Origin of the sequence: Cytobacillus sp. FSL H8-0458, assembly GCF_038002165.1 — a bacterium.
Classification (GTDB): domain Bacteria; phylum Bacillota; class Bacilli; order Bacillales; family Cytobacillaceae; genus Cytobacillus.
Genome location: NZ_JBBOBR010000001.1, coordinates 620,558 through 635,033, shown reverse-complemented (window position 1 = coordinate 635,033; position 14,476 = coordinate 620,558). Strand labels below are relative to the sequence as shown.

Below are 14,476 nucleotides of genomic sequence, written 5' to 3'. Positions count from 1 at the left end.
AACCTGATCACTCAACAGGAACATCCACCCAATGGGCGGCATACGATATGTTGAAAAATCCTGTTTGAGAGGGGATGGATGGATATGGAGGATCCAAAGAAAAAGGATCGAAACGAACCATTTGGGGATTTGATGAGATCAATGAATCAGCTTTTTCATGAAAAACCTGGCAGAGGATTTCTGCAGACAATGGATGATTTCTTTAAAAACCCCTTCCCAGTTTCTTCTTCCTTCCATGTTGATGTTGCTGAAACTGAAAAGGAACACATCATTAGTGCGGAACTTCCGGGAATAAATAAAGAGCAAATACAGATTGATATCCTGGACAATTATATAACCATTTCAGTTAAATCCGCTGAGATTATAACGGAAGAAGATGAAAAAAACAAAATTTTCCGCAGACAGCAAAGCATGCAGCGTTCCAGCCGGACCATTCCGCTTCCACAGCCAGTTAATGAAAAGAAAGTAAAAGCGGTTTACCAAAATGGCCTTTTGCAAATCACAGTACCTAAGCAGCAGGGAAAAAGAATCCTGATCGATGAGAACTGATTCTGGCTGCACTTTTATAGAGTCTGGTTAAACAAAAACAAGCAGTATCATGCCTGCTTGTTTTTTGTTTGGGGTTATCTAAGCTGGGCTTAACTGTTCAGTTTAGATGTATCAATCCAATTATTGAAATAACCGGTCGGAACACTGAAATAATCCTTTGTGAAGGATATAAACTCCTTCGTATCGACCTCTTTATAGCGGAATTTCTGATAATAATCGGACAGGAACTGCATCCCCACTTCCTTGGGGGATGCCCCTTTCAAGGTATACTTTTCCTGAATCATTTGTAAAATTTCCAGAGCAGGCTGGCCATAAATATATCCTGTATGCTTTACCTCATTAACCGGCACATTTGAATATTGCCTGCCTAAACCAGCTTCCTCGATTGCCTCCATCCGATAATGGGAGATGCCAAATGCCTGCCGTTCAGCTTGATTTTGTCCTGCATAGAAGTACATAGAGGTGGCAAATTCTGTGATTCCTTCATCAATCCACGCATTGTTGTATGGGTCATTAGCTACTGCTCCATAAAAATACTGATGAGCAATTTCATGGACAATAGAAATATCATAAAACCTTTTATCATCAATATACGGATTTATAGTGACTATACCGGGATACTCCATGAATTGCCCTTCATCCAAAATAATATCAAGCTGCTCATGCGGGTAATCTCCAATATTATTCTGATAGAAAGACAGTGCTTTTTTGGCCAGTGTTAACGATGCTTCCGGGTTTTTGTCATGATTCCCCTTTGAAAATAGTCTGACCTTCACACCGTCTTGCGCTTCCGTTTCATACACTTTCATATCCTTCATCACTGCAATGAAGAAATCCCTGACCTTTTTGGCTTTAACTTTCCCCTCATTTTTTCCCTTTGCCGGATCTATTTCTGCTGTGGAAGCCAGGGAATACCCTTCAGGCAGCTTATAGGAAACTTTGAAATCAGAGAAGCCTGTATGAAATGTTTCCAGCCCCTCCATATAAGGCTCTTTGTTCCATTTTCCTTTTTGATAGACTGCAGCCATTGGGTACCATTGAGCAAGATAATAATTTGTACCTGCTTTTGAAAAACGGCTGCCTCTTTCAGGGACTGTAAATCCATATTGGATCTCCACCTTATGTCTGCTTTTATCTTTCATTTCAGGTTTTAAGTTTATTGTCAGCGTATCACCATCCAGCTGAAAAGAAGCTTTTTGCCCATTCACTGTCACCTTTTCGATCTCTGCTTCAGACGATCCTTCAACAGAATCAAATGTATGTCCCTCTTTAAAAACATTCGGAATGAAATAAAAGACAAGCTCATTCCAGTCTTTATCTGATTGGTTTTTCACCTGGATATTTGCATTAGCAGCGAAATAGCCTTCGCTATTCATTTCCAGATCAATTTTATAATCCGCCTTGCTGCCGCTTTGGACGCCTGTATTTGAATCCTTTGCTGTAACAACATAGACACCTGCACCTGCAAAAGAAATGACTAATGCAGCAAAGCCAGCTTTAGGGCCGGAGAATGACCAGAATTTCTTTTTTCGGCCATATTGTTTTCTGGAAGGCTGTATTAATGGCTCATGCCCGGTCTTAATCCAAGGAGTACGCTGATAGTTTGATTGAGTGCGGTTCTTCAGTCCATTAGCCAGCAGACTGAAAGATACAGTTGTAAGTAAAAGGACCGCTAATGGCGCAATTAATATATGGGTGTTGCCATAAATATTTAATCTTGCCTGACCAACCAATCCCGCCAGTTCCTTTGTTGCTGACAGGTAGATGATGGGGTCATATCTCATAATAGTTCCGCCGACAAAGATATTTAAAAGCGCCAGCTGGCCCATAAGGGCGATTACGTACACAATTTCAAGTATAAACATTACTAGGAACGTTTCCTTTAACTGAGGAAAAATATGCTTCCAGATCAGACGGTGTTTTCCGGCCCCCAGGGCTTTTGCAGCTTCAATATAAACAGACTTATATAACTGAGCAGTTTTAAGCCTTACAGAAGACACAATGCTTGGAATGCTGATGACTGACGCAATGACAATAAAATAGACAATTAACACATTTTGCTCAAGAGTACTGTTGAAGCTTATTGGCGCAAGAAAAAAATACAGGATCAGAAAGAGCGGTACATAGCTCCATGCATTTTCGAAAGCAATCAGCCAGCCTGGCGTCCTTTTCAAGGTGCCCGCATACAAACCGATGATTGTTCCAAATGCCATTTTTATAACAGTCACAGCAGCTGCAATAAAAACAGTGTATCTTAATCCATATAAAATCATGGATAAAATATCATAGCCCCATTTATCGGTGCCCAGCGGATAGGAGGATGATTCAAAAGGCTCAAGTGGCGGTGCCAGAACCTTCCCGTTTGTATATTGTGTTTCTAAAATCGAAGTTAATGAATGCGGTGCAAGAATAGGCCCGAATATGCTAAGAAAAAGCAAGCCGGTAACCATAACAATTCCGATAATTAAGGTGTAATTTATTTTTAGCAGCCTATTCATAGATAAAACCCCGTTTAAACAGATAAAATATAAGTCTATTAGAAATATAGACAATCAAAGAAATCAAAAGCATGGCAAACAAGCCGATTGCAATCGGCTGAACCCCGCTGCTCTGAAAAATAAATTTTGTTATGCCGGAAACATTCATAATATGTTCAATAATAAAGAGATTGCCAATAGCCAGGGAAATCACTTTGACAAGTTCAGATTTGATAAATGGCTCTAAATTTTTGAAGACATGCTGAAAATTTATGTAATTTAAGCCCATTCCTTTAGCAACTGCAGTCTTAATATAGTCCTCCCCGCTTGTCTGATAATATTTGACCGACACGAGCTTAAATAAATATAGCGTCGGGGCAATCGCTGCAAGCACTGTCGGAAACCAGGTGTTAAGGGCTCCTCCATCCGGCCTGAGTGAAATCACCCTGATACCGGTCATTTTATATATTTTAACGGCAAGAATCATAGACATCACAATGATGATAAAGTCAGGTATGGCCGCAAGAATATTCAAGATTGCCCCAAATAGCTTAGTAAGCCTGAAGCGGCTGATAAATACCCCGAAAATTAGACTTATAATTAAGGAAGCATTTACAGCAATCAACACTATATGGAGACTGGTAAAAAAGTTATCAGCAATATCCCCGGCTATAGGACGTTTCTGCATCCCAAGCTCATAGGTACCAAGGCTTCCCTTGCTTATTTCAGAAATAAAATCTCCATAAATATGCGGCAGACTTTCGAAGCTCCATTGCAGACTCCCGCTCAATGGATCAACAGATATAATTTTTGGCAGAGCTGCCAGTAATAAAATCAATACAAAGATAATAAAAATTTGCTGCACAGCACGAATCATCATAACCCCCCTTTTATGAGTATATGTCATTTTTTATTTTTTCACCTTTATCTAAATTTTGTCAATCATACAATTAAATTCTCATAGATAATATTTCCTATGAGTTAAGAGTCTGAAAAATAGACCGGCTATTCTATTTTCAAATATATTCAATATTTTTTCAAGTCTGATTATTTAAAACATAAAAAAAGGCCGAAGCGGCCATGATCCTTTAAGATTTAAATATTCCGCCAATCCCTTTAACCATGGATGATACCTGCGTGACTGCAGACATCATCTGTCCTGCAGTGTCCACCATTTTATTAAGATCAAGCGAGCCATCCTGGGCTTTAAAGGAATTCATAATACTTTGCACTCCGGACGGCTGTTTAGGAATGAAGGATTGCTTTGGATATGGATTCATGTATGGCATGTGCGGAGCAGCTGGCTTGCTTGGCTGATTTCCATAATAATCCTCAGATTCTAACGGGTTTTGAAATATCCCTGCATTCTTTGAACCTGTATGTGAGTAATATCCGGGATCAAAATTTTGCTGCGGATAGGACTGATGCGGAAAACTTTGCTGCATTCCTGCCATTTGCTGCGGCTGCTGGTATTCCATATTAAAAGGCGAATAATAAGGATTATACTGTCCGGCAGCCTGGTTATAATTCTGCAATGGCTGCTGCCTCATATAATATTGGCCATTGGTCCCCATATAAAATGGATCAAAGTAAACATTTTGATTTAAATGGCCGTAAGGCTGTATATGATTCGTTCTATTCATTACTCGGCCAAACATGGGCAAACATCCTCCCCATTCAAAAAGATAAGTATATTAGCGATAATATCTGGCAATATCCTTCTTATTATCACCAATACAATATATGAATGATTTGCCCAGAACGTGAAAGAAGTAAAATATGATCAAAAAAGGAAGTACTTTCCGTTTTTGTCTAACCATGAAGAATGATGTCGGAAGTTTGATTTTTTTAAAAACGATGAAAAATAAATTTTTATGTTAGGATATAAAAAACAAATTGTTTCTTGTCCGCTTTTTCATTTACCGGGATGCGGGGAAGAAATCTCTCCGCGAATCTATTTAGAGGAGGAAATATCATGAATGTTCACGAACTACAAATGAAGTTTCATCAGCTGCGGGAGTATACTCCTGAAAATGTAAATGAATTATTGGATTTTGCTAAAAAGGCCTATATCCATAATGAAATTTCCAGTACAGATTATCGAAATCTCGTTCGTGAGCTTGAAGCTCAAGGAGCGGCCGTTCCGGAAAGCTACAAAGATAATACCCTCCAGGATTCAGTAAATGCATAGGAATTCAATGAAAAAGGGAGCCTGCTTCAGGTTCCCTTTTTTTCATCACTTAATAATATTATGAGCTGCTTTAACACATACAAGGCCGAATTAACATAATTAATGAATCTGGTTCTGCTTGTTTCAGGAAAAAATGCCTGTATGGAAACCATTTCAATATGTTCAGAAGCAGATTCAATCTGCTGTGAATAAAGATTTCGCGGTTTATGAATGCTAACCCACTCCCGGGCTTCTTCTTTCCATTTGTCATTTATGGATTTAACCTCATCAGCAAAAGGTTTGACTTCATTATAAAAATCACCCTTTTCACCTGATTCCTTAACCTTTTTATACCTGCTGTCTGAGATTTCCACATATTCAAGCAGCAGTTCTGTCATTTGCAGCAGGGAATTTTCTTGTATCATGGGCTTCATCTCCAAAAATAAAAGTAGCTAGTCAATTTTAGCTACTGAAGGATACTGCTATTCTATTCCACTTAGAAGCCGAGTTCAAGCTTCATTCGTGCTGATCTTTTTGCGCTCTCTATACTGCCTGCCTCAGAGCTGATTGCCGTCATATCTTCTTCAATCACTTCCAGCCTGCTTTCACAGGCCTCTATTTTTTCTGACTGCTCATAATACCAATCCTGCCGAAGTCCCGACAAATTAGACTCCAGTACATTTTCAAGCTCTTCAAGCTGATCGTATATTTCTGAAAGCATGGCCAGCAATTCTTCTTTTTCTACCATTTTTCCCTGCATTCAAAAAACCTCCCGATTTCTTTTTCCTTGCCATCTGCAATAAATACAATGAAGGATACAGTGAAAATTTCTTTGTGCCTACATAAATTCTATCTTCCCTGAAGGTTTCCTCCATGCATGACAAAACTAGAAGTGATTCGCCAAAGAAAGTACTTATTTGCATAGAAGCGGCAAGGTTTCGACAGCCTCCGAAGAATGAAAATAACATCATTGAACAAACTAATGAACGGAGGTGTTGTGTTATGGCAAAAAAAGAAAAACAAAATAAAGTACAGCCAAAAAAGCTTGAAGAAACAAAAGCAGGCTATGGCAATAAGAAGCTTGAAGGTCCTGACCGCCCTTCAACTTAAAAACTTGAAAAAAGCAAGGGATCCCTTGCTTTTTTATTTGCAGTTTTATTCTGTTAACCAATTGAGCGAAATATTTTTCCCAGTTTGGCAGCCTTGTGAAGCTGTTCCTGCTTATGCAAATACCATTTTGTAATTTGGACGGGATGTTTTAGGACAACCGATTCTGATGCCCATTTACTCTTTACCCGTTTTTTGACAGACCAATCAGTAAATTGATGTATGTGATGGGTGATTAACGGGTATGTACAGCGTAAGAAAGGGGTGGTTCTCCGTTTTCTTCCCTTAAAGTATTTCTCATAATCATGCCTTGAACCAGTATGAATGGTGCATGAAGCAAATTCATACACGTCGTCATAATAACTTGTGTCAAATAATATTTCTGCCAGCCTTTTTCCAAGATCAATTCTTTTGGACACCGAGCGGAAACCATTAACACTCGCTCCGTATAATTCCCCTTTGCAAGTAGGAAAGATGACAGAACTAAAATGCAGATAGTCCTGAAGGGAAAAAAGCATTGTATGAAACACTTTATTTTTATAAATAGAATGCTCCATTACCGGCCCTTGAATAACATTTTGTTCGTTGATAACCAGTGAAATCATTAACCTCTTTTTATTTCTATTTTTCCAGAAATAAAGCCACTCCTGTTTCATAAACGCAGAAACATGAAAAGTTTTTAATAAATGAAACATTGGCCTATTTAGTTTCGTCGAATAATGATAGAGGAGCAGCTGTGGAAATGCATCCTGAAAAATCAGCCAATTGGCCCTTTCGTATGTAATATAAAGCATATCCCTGAATTTCTTTCCTATCAATTTAGGAAAACAGTTTCCTTCAAGATCGCACATATTCCAGCCGGCATTTCGGGATACCATGGAGGCCAGGAACGCCCAGCGTATTTCAGGATGCTTTTTATAAAAATGAAAATAAGCTTCCGTTCTCGAGATATTGTCCAGGTTATATTTGGCTGTCATTTTCATAACATGATCCTTTATTGCCTGTTCCTTTTTCTCATGTCTGTTCAGGAATTTCCCAGAAAGAAACATTGCAATTCACCTCAGAAAATGAATGTTCTATATTTGGCCGGCAGGCAGCAGCCGGGTAATATCGGAAAATACTGCATAACTGGAGTTTCCTATATACTTTGTTATTTAGAACTTTTTATTCAACCAAATCATGCTTACTTTTGTTATCATAGGGAGTAGCTGAAAACGAGGTGAATGCATGAATTTCCACTATCCTAATGGCAGGAGATATACCCCGCCTGCTAATAGCGTGAAAAAACTTACCCCAGAGAAGAAATGGACCTACAGCAATCGCGGAATGACACTGGAGGAAGACATAAATGAAACCAATGAATTCTATTTGGAACATGGAATAGCCACTATTCATAAAAAGCCCACGCCTGTTCAAATCGTACAGGTCGATTATCCAAAGAGAAGTGCAGCCGTTATTAAAGAAGCTTATTTCAAACAAGCATCAACAACTGATTATAATGGTGTGTATAAAGGCAGGTATATTGATTTTGAAGCAAAAGAAACCCAGAACACGACCTCCTTCCCTTTAAAGAACTTTCATGAGCACCAGGTAAAGCACATGGAGAAAGTTTTAGCCCAGCAAGGGATTTGTTTTGTCCTCCTCCGCTTCTCGGCTACCGAAGAAGTTTTCCTGTTAGAGGCACATCATCTACTCTCATATTGGGAGAGAATGAAGGATGGGGGGAGAAAATCAATCACCAAGGGGGAAATTGAAATGAATGGCCATTACATTCCGCTTGGATTTCAGCCCAGAATTGACTATATTAAGATAATAGATTATCTTTATACCCTTAAATAATTAATTTTACAGTTCCATTGTCAGAAAGGATGAACATAGATATGACAGAAAAATATCAATCGAGGGAGGAGCGCCGCAAACAGCAATCCAAGCCTAAAAAGAAGGGCAAGAAAAAAGGCACAGGCACTTTTAAACGTATTTTCCTTATTTTAATTGCCCTGGGGATTGCTGGAATGCTCTTAGGAGCAGGCGCTTTTGCTTTTATGGTGAAAGACGCACCAAAGCTTGATGAAAAATTGCTGAAGGATCCCATTTCTTCACAGATTTACGATATGGAGGGCGAATTCATTACAGATGTAGGCTCGGAAAACCGGGATTATGTCGCATATGAAGACATTCCCAAACTTGTGGAAGACGCCTTTTTGGCAACTGAGGATGTCCGCTTTTATAAACATAATGGAATGGACTTAATCCGTTTAGGCGGTGCTGTTATCGCTAATGTTACGCGCGGATTTGGTTCTGAAGGGGCAAGTACGATTACCCAGCAGGTGGTAAAGAACTCCTTCTTGAATAATGAAAAAACGCTTAGCAGGAAAGCCCAGGAAGCCTGGCTTGCGTTCCAGCTGGAACGCAAGTATACAAAACAGGAAATCTTTGAGATGTATGTGAACAAGATTTATATGTCTGAAGGCCATGGCGTTTTAACGGCATCGAAAATTTTCTTCGATAAGGAACTTAGTGAGCTGGAACTGCATGAAGCTGCCCTGCTAGCCGGTATGCCGCAAAGCCCGAACAATTATAATCCTTTTGATCATCCTGACAATGCAGAGAAAAGGAGAAATATTGTCCTTTCTCTAATGAATCAGCATGGTTTTATTACAAAAGAAGAAATGAAAGCAGCCCAAAAGGTTCCTGTGGAATCTACACTTGTGGCTGAAGAAAAAAGAGAAACAAACGAATCAAAATATGATTCTTTCATCGATGTTGTCTTGGACGAAGTCGAAAAAAAATACCCGGATCTAAATCCATATTCTGACGGGCTGAAAATTTATACGACCCTCGATCCAAATGCACAGAAACACGTAGAAAACATTTTAAACACTGATGCAGCTGTAGCGTATCCTGATGAAGAGTTTCAGGCGGGAATCACCCTTCTTGATACAAAGACGGGTGAAATCAGAGCAATCGGCGGAGGACGCAATCAGGAAGTGAAACGCGGCTTTAACTTTGCCGTGGATCAAAAACGACATGCCGGTTCAACCTTTAAACCAATTGTCGATTATGGACCAGCAATTGAATATCTAAAATGGGGGACTTACCAGACAATTGTTGATGAACCTCACACATATTCCGGAGGTACAAAAATCAATAACTGGGATGGAAAGCACATGGGTCCTATGTCAATGCGTGAGGCCCTTGCCCGCTCACGCAACATTCCGGCTCTGAAAACACTTCAGGAAGTCGGAACTGATAAAGCATTGGAATTCACCAATAAATTAGGCATTCCAATGAAAGAGATGTATGAGTCCTATTCTATCGGCGCTTATGAAGTTTCTTCTCTTCAGGTAGCTGGTGCATACAGTGCATTTGGAAACAATGGCTTCTACACTGAGCCACATGCCATCAAGCAAATTGAAATGCGTGACGGCACGAAGCTTGATTTGAAACCTGAATCTGAAGTAGTTATGAAGGATTATACAGCATTTATGATCAGTGACATGCTGAAAAGTGCAGTTAAATCTTCTTACGGAACCGGCCGTCTGGCTGATGTTCCAGGATTGCCTGTAGCAGGAAAAACAGGGACTACAAACTACACGGATGAACAGGAACAGGAATTTGGAATACCTAGAGGTGCCGTGCCTGATGCCTGGTTTGCAGGCTATACAACTAACTATACCGCAGCTGTCTGGACCGGCTATCAGGATAGAAAAAATTATATCCCGGCCGGCGATGAGCAAAAAATTGCTCAAAAGCTTTTCAGCAGCTTAATGGCACATGTATCAGAAGGAAAAGAAACAGAAGACTTCAAGGCCCCTAACTCTGTAGAGAAGGTAGCCATTGAAAAAGGCAGCAATCCTGCCAAACTGGCAAGCCAGTACACACCTAAGGAGCAAATCATTTATGAGTACGCTGTAAAAGGCAATGCTCCGACACAAGTGTCCGAGAAGTTTGATAAACTGGACCCCCCTTCTGGCCTGTCAGCGAACTTTGACCAGGATGCAAATGAGATCACATTATCATGGGATTACCCGGAAGATGCAGAAGGCACTCAATTTGAAGTGACTGTATCCGTAAATGAAGGCGGAGATCAGCAGCTTAGCGTTACTTCAGAAAAAGGCTTAAAAATTGCCAACCCTCAGCCAGGTGCTGTGTATACCTTTAAAGTAACAGCATTTAACGGTGACCAGCAAAGTGATCCTGCGTCTGTAAAAGTAGAAATCCCTGACCCAAGCCTCATCGAAGAAGATGGAACGGAAGGTGAAGGGCAGGATGGAACGGAAGAAGAAGAACAGGAAGGTCAGGACAATCAAAATGGTGAAGGCGGCCAGGACGGAAACCAAAATGGTGACGGTTCTGGAAATGGTAATGGTGAAGGTTCCGGAGAAGGCTCTGGAGATGGTGACGGAGCCGGAAACGGTGATGGTGAAGGCGATGGCGGTACAGGTACTGGCGATGGCGGTACAGGTACTGGAGATGGCGGTACAGGTACTGGAGATGGCGATACAGGTACCGGAGCAGGGACTGGAACTGGGACTGGCGGTGGCACCGGAGGAGCTTCCGGCAACGGATCTGAATCCAGTGGCGGCCGTAATTAAATAAAGCTAATGAAAAAAGCGCTGATTCAGTTTTGAATCAGCGCTTTTTCTTCATTTTACCCAATGCCAGCATCTTCTTATATTGCTTCTCCATTTCAGCGATTAGTTCAGACAGCTGTATGTAAGAGTGATAAAATGCCGGACGTGCAGCAATGAAATCCAGCCGCTCTTTTAGGTTTACTGGCTTTATTGTCAATTCTCCGGGATCTGCCTGAAGGTTTACCGGCTTGCTGTTTGTCCAATAGAGCAGCTGTAAAAATACTCCCAAAGATGCTTTCATCGGACCTAAAGCGGCTTTCCGGTCCCGGTTTGAGAAGTGCATACCCAGAATACGCTTCTGTCCTGCCCACTCATCAATCAAAACGGGGATATATTTCTCATTATTTTCCCAAGGCCTTACTGCAGGGATCACCGCATAAAAAGCCGCTTCATATAAAAAGGGCGGCAGCGGCTGGTAAGCGAAAAGAGATTCTTCTTTTACAGCCAATGAATCACCCCTTTTATAAAACAGGGAATGGCATAATTGTTCTTTAACAGGAATGACGATTTCTCCGGTCATTTTGCCTGCTTCACCTTCATTCGTTTTTTGCCTTCCCGGCATAAATCGAGCAGCGGACATATCTCACATTGAGGATTCTGCGCCTTACAATGATATCTTCCAAAAAAGATCATACGATGATGGGTAATGGACCATTCATCCATGGGCACTTTCTTCATCAATGCCTTTTCAACTTCCAGTACAGAGTCCTTCCAGCGGCAGAAACCAAGCCTTTTGCTGACTCGTTCAACATGAGTATCAACTGCAATGGCAGGTACCCCAAAAGCCACTGAAACAACGACATTAGCAGTTTTGCGGCCTACTCCGGGAAGCTTTGTAAGCTCGTCTCTGTCACGGGGCACTACCCCTCCATATTCATCGAGAAGCAATCTGCATAGCTTTTGGATATTCTTGGCTTTGTTTCGATAAAGACCAATGGAGCGGATATCCTCCTGCAATTCCTCTATGGAAACATCTAGGTAATCCTGGGGGGTTTTATACTTTTGGAACAGGTTTCTTGTCACTTTGTTAACCAGTGCATCCGTACATTGTGCAGACAGTGCCACTGCTATGACCAGTTCAAAGGGGTTGGAATGATTCAATTCGCAATGTGCTTCCGGGAACATTTCTCCCATTGCATCAAGGCAGTGTCTAATTTGTGTTTTATTTAACAAAGAAATCACCAACTTATTATCTTCAATATTTTTCGGGCAGCAGTGCCTGCTTACTGTTCAAGCCAATTATAAAAGGGAACAGATTTCGTTGTCTGCGACGGAGTATCCTCCCTCTTCGTCCTTTGCTGTGTTTGATTCTGCCTGAATTTTTTCCCATAGCTTTTAGCCTGTTCAATCGTTTTTATGCCGTTCTTTTTCCATTCAAAAAGAATCCTGTCTATATATCTGAAATTCAGTTTACCGGACAGGACAGATTCTCTTAAGGCAGCTTTTATAATATGGGGATCATGGTGATCATCATCCATCCAAAGAGCAAGTGTCTCACATTCAAAAGGTGAAAGCGGCCTGCCAAACTCCCTTTCAAAGCAGGTATAAAGATCTGTTTCCTCCTGCTGCATCTTAGCAGCTTCCTCTTTTTTACCGCTTAACAGAAACTGATCAATGAGCTTCTCCCAGAGCGGATCAAGATGGTAACTTTCATATCTGATACCATCGGCAGAGTAGCTGTCTTTAATATCAATAAAGCCTTTTTGGATTAGTTTTCTTAGCATTTCCGTGCATTCAGCCACAGAAATGGTCATGCGGGAAGATAATTCTACAGGGGTGGGAAATTTATTCCCATGTTCAATATAGGAAATTACATGAAGTATCAGGACGAGTTCATGCTCATTCAAATTCATTTCTTTATATTGTGACAGCAGGACTCCAGGTATGGAAATATTACCTTCCTGTATCCACTTTAATAAACTATTTTTAGACATTCGGGACACCTCCTTCTCAGTATATCATGAACATAGTGACTAAAGTGAGTTGAAAAAACGGTAACTTTTCCATGAAGATTCAGCTTGACTGCCTTCTTCTGGATGTTCTAACGAAACCGGAAGAAGCAAAAAATCCGCGGGAGGCGGATTTTTGCATTATTTATTAATTCATTTTCATTATGGATATAGACGGTTTAATAATCGAGGGAACGGAATTGTTTCACGTACATGCTCGACGCCGCTAATCCAGGCAACTGTTCTTTCAAGTCCAAGACCAAATCCGGAATGAGGCACTGAACCGTATTGGCGAAGCTCCAGATACCACTTGTAAGCATCCAAATCTAAATTATGCTCATCAATTCGCTGCTTAAGCAGGTCATAATCATGTATCCGCTCAGAGCCGCCGATGATTTCTCCATATCCTTCAGGTGCAATCAAGTCGGCACATAGTACAACATCTTCTCTTGAAGGATCCGGCTGCATATAGAAAGGCTTCAGTGAAGTTGGATAGTGCGTGATAAAGACTGGCTTATCATAGCTTTCTGCAATAGCTGTCTCATGCGGTGCTCCAAAGTCGTCTCCCCACTGAATATCATCGAAGCCTTTTTCCTGAAGAAACTTAATTGCTTCATCATACGTTATGCGCGGGAATGGAGCCGTAATTCTCTCAAGCTTCTCTGTATCACGGCCAAGTGTTTTAAGTTCAATTGAACAATTCTTAAGTACGGACTGAACAATATGAGCAACATATTCTTCCTGAACCTTTAAGTTTTCATCAAATTCACAGAAAGCCATTTCAGGTTCAATCATCCAAAATTCGATTAAATGACGGCGGGTTTTTGATTTTTCAGCACGGAAAGTCGGCCCGAATGAAAATACTCTTCCAAGAGCCATCGCAGCTGCTTCCATATAAAGCTGGCCGCTTTGGGATAAATAAGCATCTTCATCAAAATACTTGGTCGCAAAAAGCTCGGACGTGCCTTCCGGTGCGCTGCCCGTCAGAATTGGCGGGTCAACCTTGGAAAACCCTTGCTCATTGAAAAACTCATAAGTTGCCCGGATAATTTCATTTCTGATTTTCATCACTGCATGCTGACGGCGGGACCGCAGCCACAAGTGGCGATTATCCATGAGGAATTCAGTTCCATGCTCTTTTGGCGTAATAGGATAATCGACAGCCTGATGAAGAACTTCAAGGCCTGTAACCAGCATTTCAAATCCAAAAGGAGAACGCTCGTCCTTTTGGATTCTGCCCGTTACATATACGGAAGATTCCTGTGTGACTGTTTTAGCACCTTGAAAGATTTCCTCCGGCACTTCCGCTTTTACTACAACACCTTGAATAAATCCTGTACCATCGCGCAGCTGCAAAAACGCAATCTTCCCGCTTGAACGCTTGTTGGCAATCCAAGCACCGATGGTAACTTCCTGGTCAACATATTTATGAACTTGAGAAATTGTCGTTTTTATCAATTTAAGTTTCCCTCCAAAAAAATCTAAGCAATCACTTCTTATGTATCGCTATATATTATACCTTCAAGCACATTGACAAGCAATAAAACGCTCTAATTAGGCTGAAAACATAGAAGGAAGCCGGATACGATC

General features: G+C 40.9%; 14 protein-coding genes. 4 read left to right on the top strand and 10 right to left on the bottom strand.

The features are described 5' to 3' along the window. Positions 1 to 84 precede the first annotated feature (84 nt). Positions 85 to 549 (top strand): Hsp20 family protein, encoded by a 465-nt coding sequence (locus NYE23_RS03195; RefSeq protein WP_341075388.1) that lies wholly within the window; start codon positions 85 to 87, stop codon positions 547 to 549. An 89-nt stretch (positions 550 to 638) separates the two neighbouring features. Here NYE23_RS03195 and NYE23_RS03190 read toward each other — a convergent pair whose 3' ends face one another. From NYE23_RS03190 to NYE23_RS03180, 3 genes are all read right to left on the bottom strand, one after another. Further along, positions 639 to 3,047 (bottom strand): ABC transporter permease subunit, encoded by a 2,409-nt coding sequence (locus NYE23_RS03190; RefSeq protein WP_341075386.1) that lies wholly within the window; start codon positions 3,045 to 3,047, stop codon positions 639 to 641. Then, complete coding sequence (locus NYE23_RS03185) at positions 3,040 to 3,903, bottom strand: ABC transporter permease subunit (RefSeq protein WP_341075384.1); 864 nt, start codon at positions 3,901 to 3,903, stop codon at positions 3,040 to 3,042. The genes NYE23_RS03190 and NYE23_RS03185 overlap by 8 nt, the downstream gene beginning before the upstream one ends. A gap of 211 nt (positions 3,904 to 4,114) precedes the next feature. Then, positions 4,115 to 4,684, bottom strand: coding sequence for a YppG family protein (locus tag NYE23_RS03180; RefSeq protein WP_341075383.1), 570 nt, complete (start codon positions 4,682 to 4,684; stop codon positions 4,115 to 4,117). A gap of 317 nt (positions 4,685 to 5,001) precedes the next feature. On the opposite strand from NYE23_RS03180, the gene NYE23_RS03175 reads away from it, so the two are divergent. Then, a complete protein-coding gene (locus NYE23_RS03175; RefSeq protein ID WP_061792775.1) occupies positions 5,002 to 5,217 on the top strand; it encodes a YppF family protein in 216 nt (71 codons plus the stop codon). A 26-nt stretch (positions 5,218 to 5,243) separates the two neighbouring features. On the opposite strand, the gene NYE23_RS03170 is transcribed toward NYE23_RS03175, so the two are convergent. From NYE23_RS03170 to NYE23_RS03160, 3 genes are all read right to left on the bottom strand, one after another. Beyond that, entirely contained in the window at positions 5,244 to 5,621 is a 378-nt protein-coding gene (locus NYE23_RS03170) for a YppE family protein (RefSeq protein WP_341075381.1), read from the bottom strand. Positions 5,622 to 5,692: 71 nt separating this feature from the next. Further along, positions 5,693 to 5,956 (bottom strand): hypothetical protein, encoded by a 264-nt coding sequence (locus NYE23_RS03165; protein WP_341075380.1) that lies wholly within the window; start codon positions 5,954 to 5,956, stop codon positions 5,693 to 5,695. Positions 5,957 to 6,359: 403 nt separating this feature from the next. Then, entirely contained in the window at positions 6,360 to 7,352 is a 993-nt protein-coding gene (locus NYE23_RS03160) for a DUF2515 domain-containing protein (protein ID WP_341075378.1), read from the bottom strand. A gap of 178 nt (positions 7,353 to 7,530) precedes the next feature. Here NYE23_RS03160 and recU point away from each other — a divergent pair, with 178 nt between their 5' ends. Continuing rightward, entirely contained in the window at positions 7,531 to 8,142 is a 612-nt protein-coding gene (recU, locus tag NYE23_RS03155) for a Holliday junction resolvase RecU (RefSeq protein WP_341075376.1), read from the top strand. A gap of 41 nt (positions 8,143 to 8,183) precedes the next feature. Beyond that, positions 8,184 to 10,898 carry a PBP1A family penicillin-binding protein gene (locus NYE23_RS03150; protein WP_341075374.1) on the top strand — a complete coding sequence of 905 codons (2,715 nt, stop codon included), beginning with the start codon at positions 8,184 to 8,186 and terminating at the stop codon, positions 10,896 to 10,898. Between the two features lie 37 nt (positions 10,899 to 10,935). Here NYE23_RS03150 and NYE23_RS03145 read toward each other — a convergent pair whose 3' ends face one another. The 4 genes from NYE23_RS03145 to asnS all read right to left on the bottom strand — a co-directional run bounded on the left by NYE23_RS03145 (position 10,936) and on the right by asnS (position 14,341). Continuing rightward, a complete protein-coding gene (locus NYE23_RS03145) occupies positions 10,936 to 11,457 on the bottom strand; it encodes a YpoC family protein (protein WP_341075373.1) in 522 nt (173 codons plus the stop codon). Beyond that, entirely contained in the window at positions 11,454 to 12,110 is a 657-nt protein-coding gene (gene nth, locus NYE23_RS03140) for an endonuclease III (RefSeq protein ID WP_341075372.1), read from the bottom strand. The genes NYE23_RS03145 and nth overlap by 4 nt, the downstream gene beginning before the upstream one ends. 50 nt (positions 12,111 to 12,160) lie before the next feature. Then, positions 12,161 to 12,871, bottom strand: coding sequence for a DnaD domain-containing protein (locus tag NYE23_RS03135; protein WP_341075371.1), 711 nt, complete (start codon positions 12,869 to 12,871; stop codon positions 12,161 to 12,163). A gap of 177 nt (positions 12,872 to 13,048) precedes the next feature. Continuing rightward, a complete protein-coding gene (gene asnS / locus NYE23_RS03130) occupies positions 13,049 to 14,341 on the bottom strand; it encodes an asparagine--tRNA ligase (protein ID WP_341080587.1) in 1,293 nt (430 codons plus the stop codon). Between the last annotated feature and the right edge of the window lie 135 nt (positions 14,342 to 14,476).

What these genes read in the sequence shown, in the direction of transcription:
- NYE23_RS03195 (WP_341075388.1), top strand. Translation starts at nt 85, where the DNA reads ATGGAGGATCCAAAGAAAAAGGATCGAAACGAACCATTTGGGGATTTG.
- NYE23_RS03190 (WP_341075386.1), bottom strand. Translation starts at nt 3,047, where the DNA reads ATGAATAGGCTGCTAAAAATAAATTACACCTTAATTATCGGAATTGTT.
- NYE23_RS03185 (WP_341075384.1), bottom strand. Translation starts at nt 3,903, where the DNA reads ATGATTCGTGCTGTGCAGCAAATTTTTATTATCTTTGTATTGATTTTA.
- NYE23_RS03180 (WP_341075383.1), bottom strand. Translation starts at nt 4,684, where the DNA reads ATGTTTGGCCGAGTAATGAATAGAACGAATCATATACAGCCTTACGGC.
- NYE23_RS03175 (WP_061792775.1), top strand. Translation starts at nt 5,002, where the DNA reads ATGAATGTTCACGAACTACAAATGAAGTTTCATCAGCTGCGGGAGTAT.
- NYE23_RS03170 (WP_341075381.1), bottom strand. Translation starts at nt 5,621, where the DNA reads ATGATACAAGAAAATTCCCTGCTGCAAATGACAGAACTGCTGCTTGAA.
- NYE23_RS03165 (WP_341075380.1), bottom strand. Translation starts at nt 5,956, where the DNA reads ATGCAGGGAAAAATGGTAGAAAAAGAAGAATTGCTGGCCATGCTTTCA.
- NYE23_RS03160 (WP_341075378.1), bottom strand. Translation starts at nt 7,352, where the DNA reads ATGTTTCTTTCTGGGAAATTCCTGAACAGACATGAGAAAAAGGAACAG.
- recU (WP_341075376.1), top strand. Translation starts at nt 7,531, where the DNA reads ATGAATTTCCACTATCCTAATGGCAGGAGATATACCCCGCCTGCTAAT.
- NYE23_RS03150 (WP_341075374.1), top strand. Translation starts at nt 8,184, where the DNA reads ATGACAGAAAAATATCAATCGAGGGAGGAGCGCCGCAAACAGCAATCC.
- NYE23_RS03145 (WP_341075373.1), bottom strand. Translation starts at nt 11,457, where the DNA reads ATGACCGGAGAAATCGTCATTCCTGTTAAAGAACAATTATGCCATTCC.
- NYE23_RS03135 (WP_341075371.1), bottom strand. Translation starts at nt 12,871, where the DNA reads ATGTCTAAAAATAGTTTATTAAAGTGGATACAGGAAGGTAATATTTCC.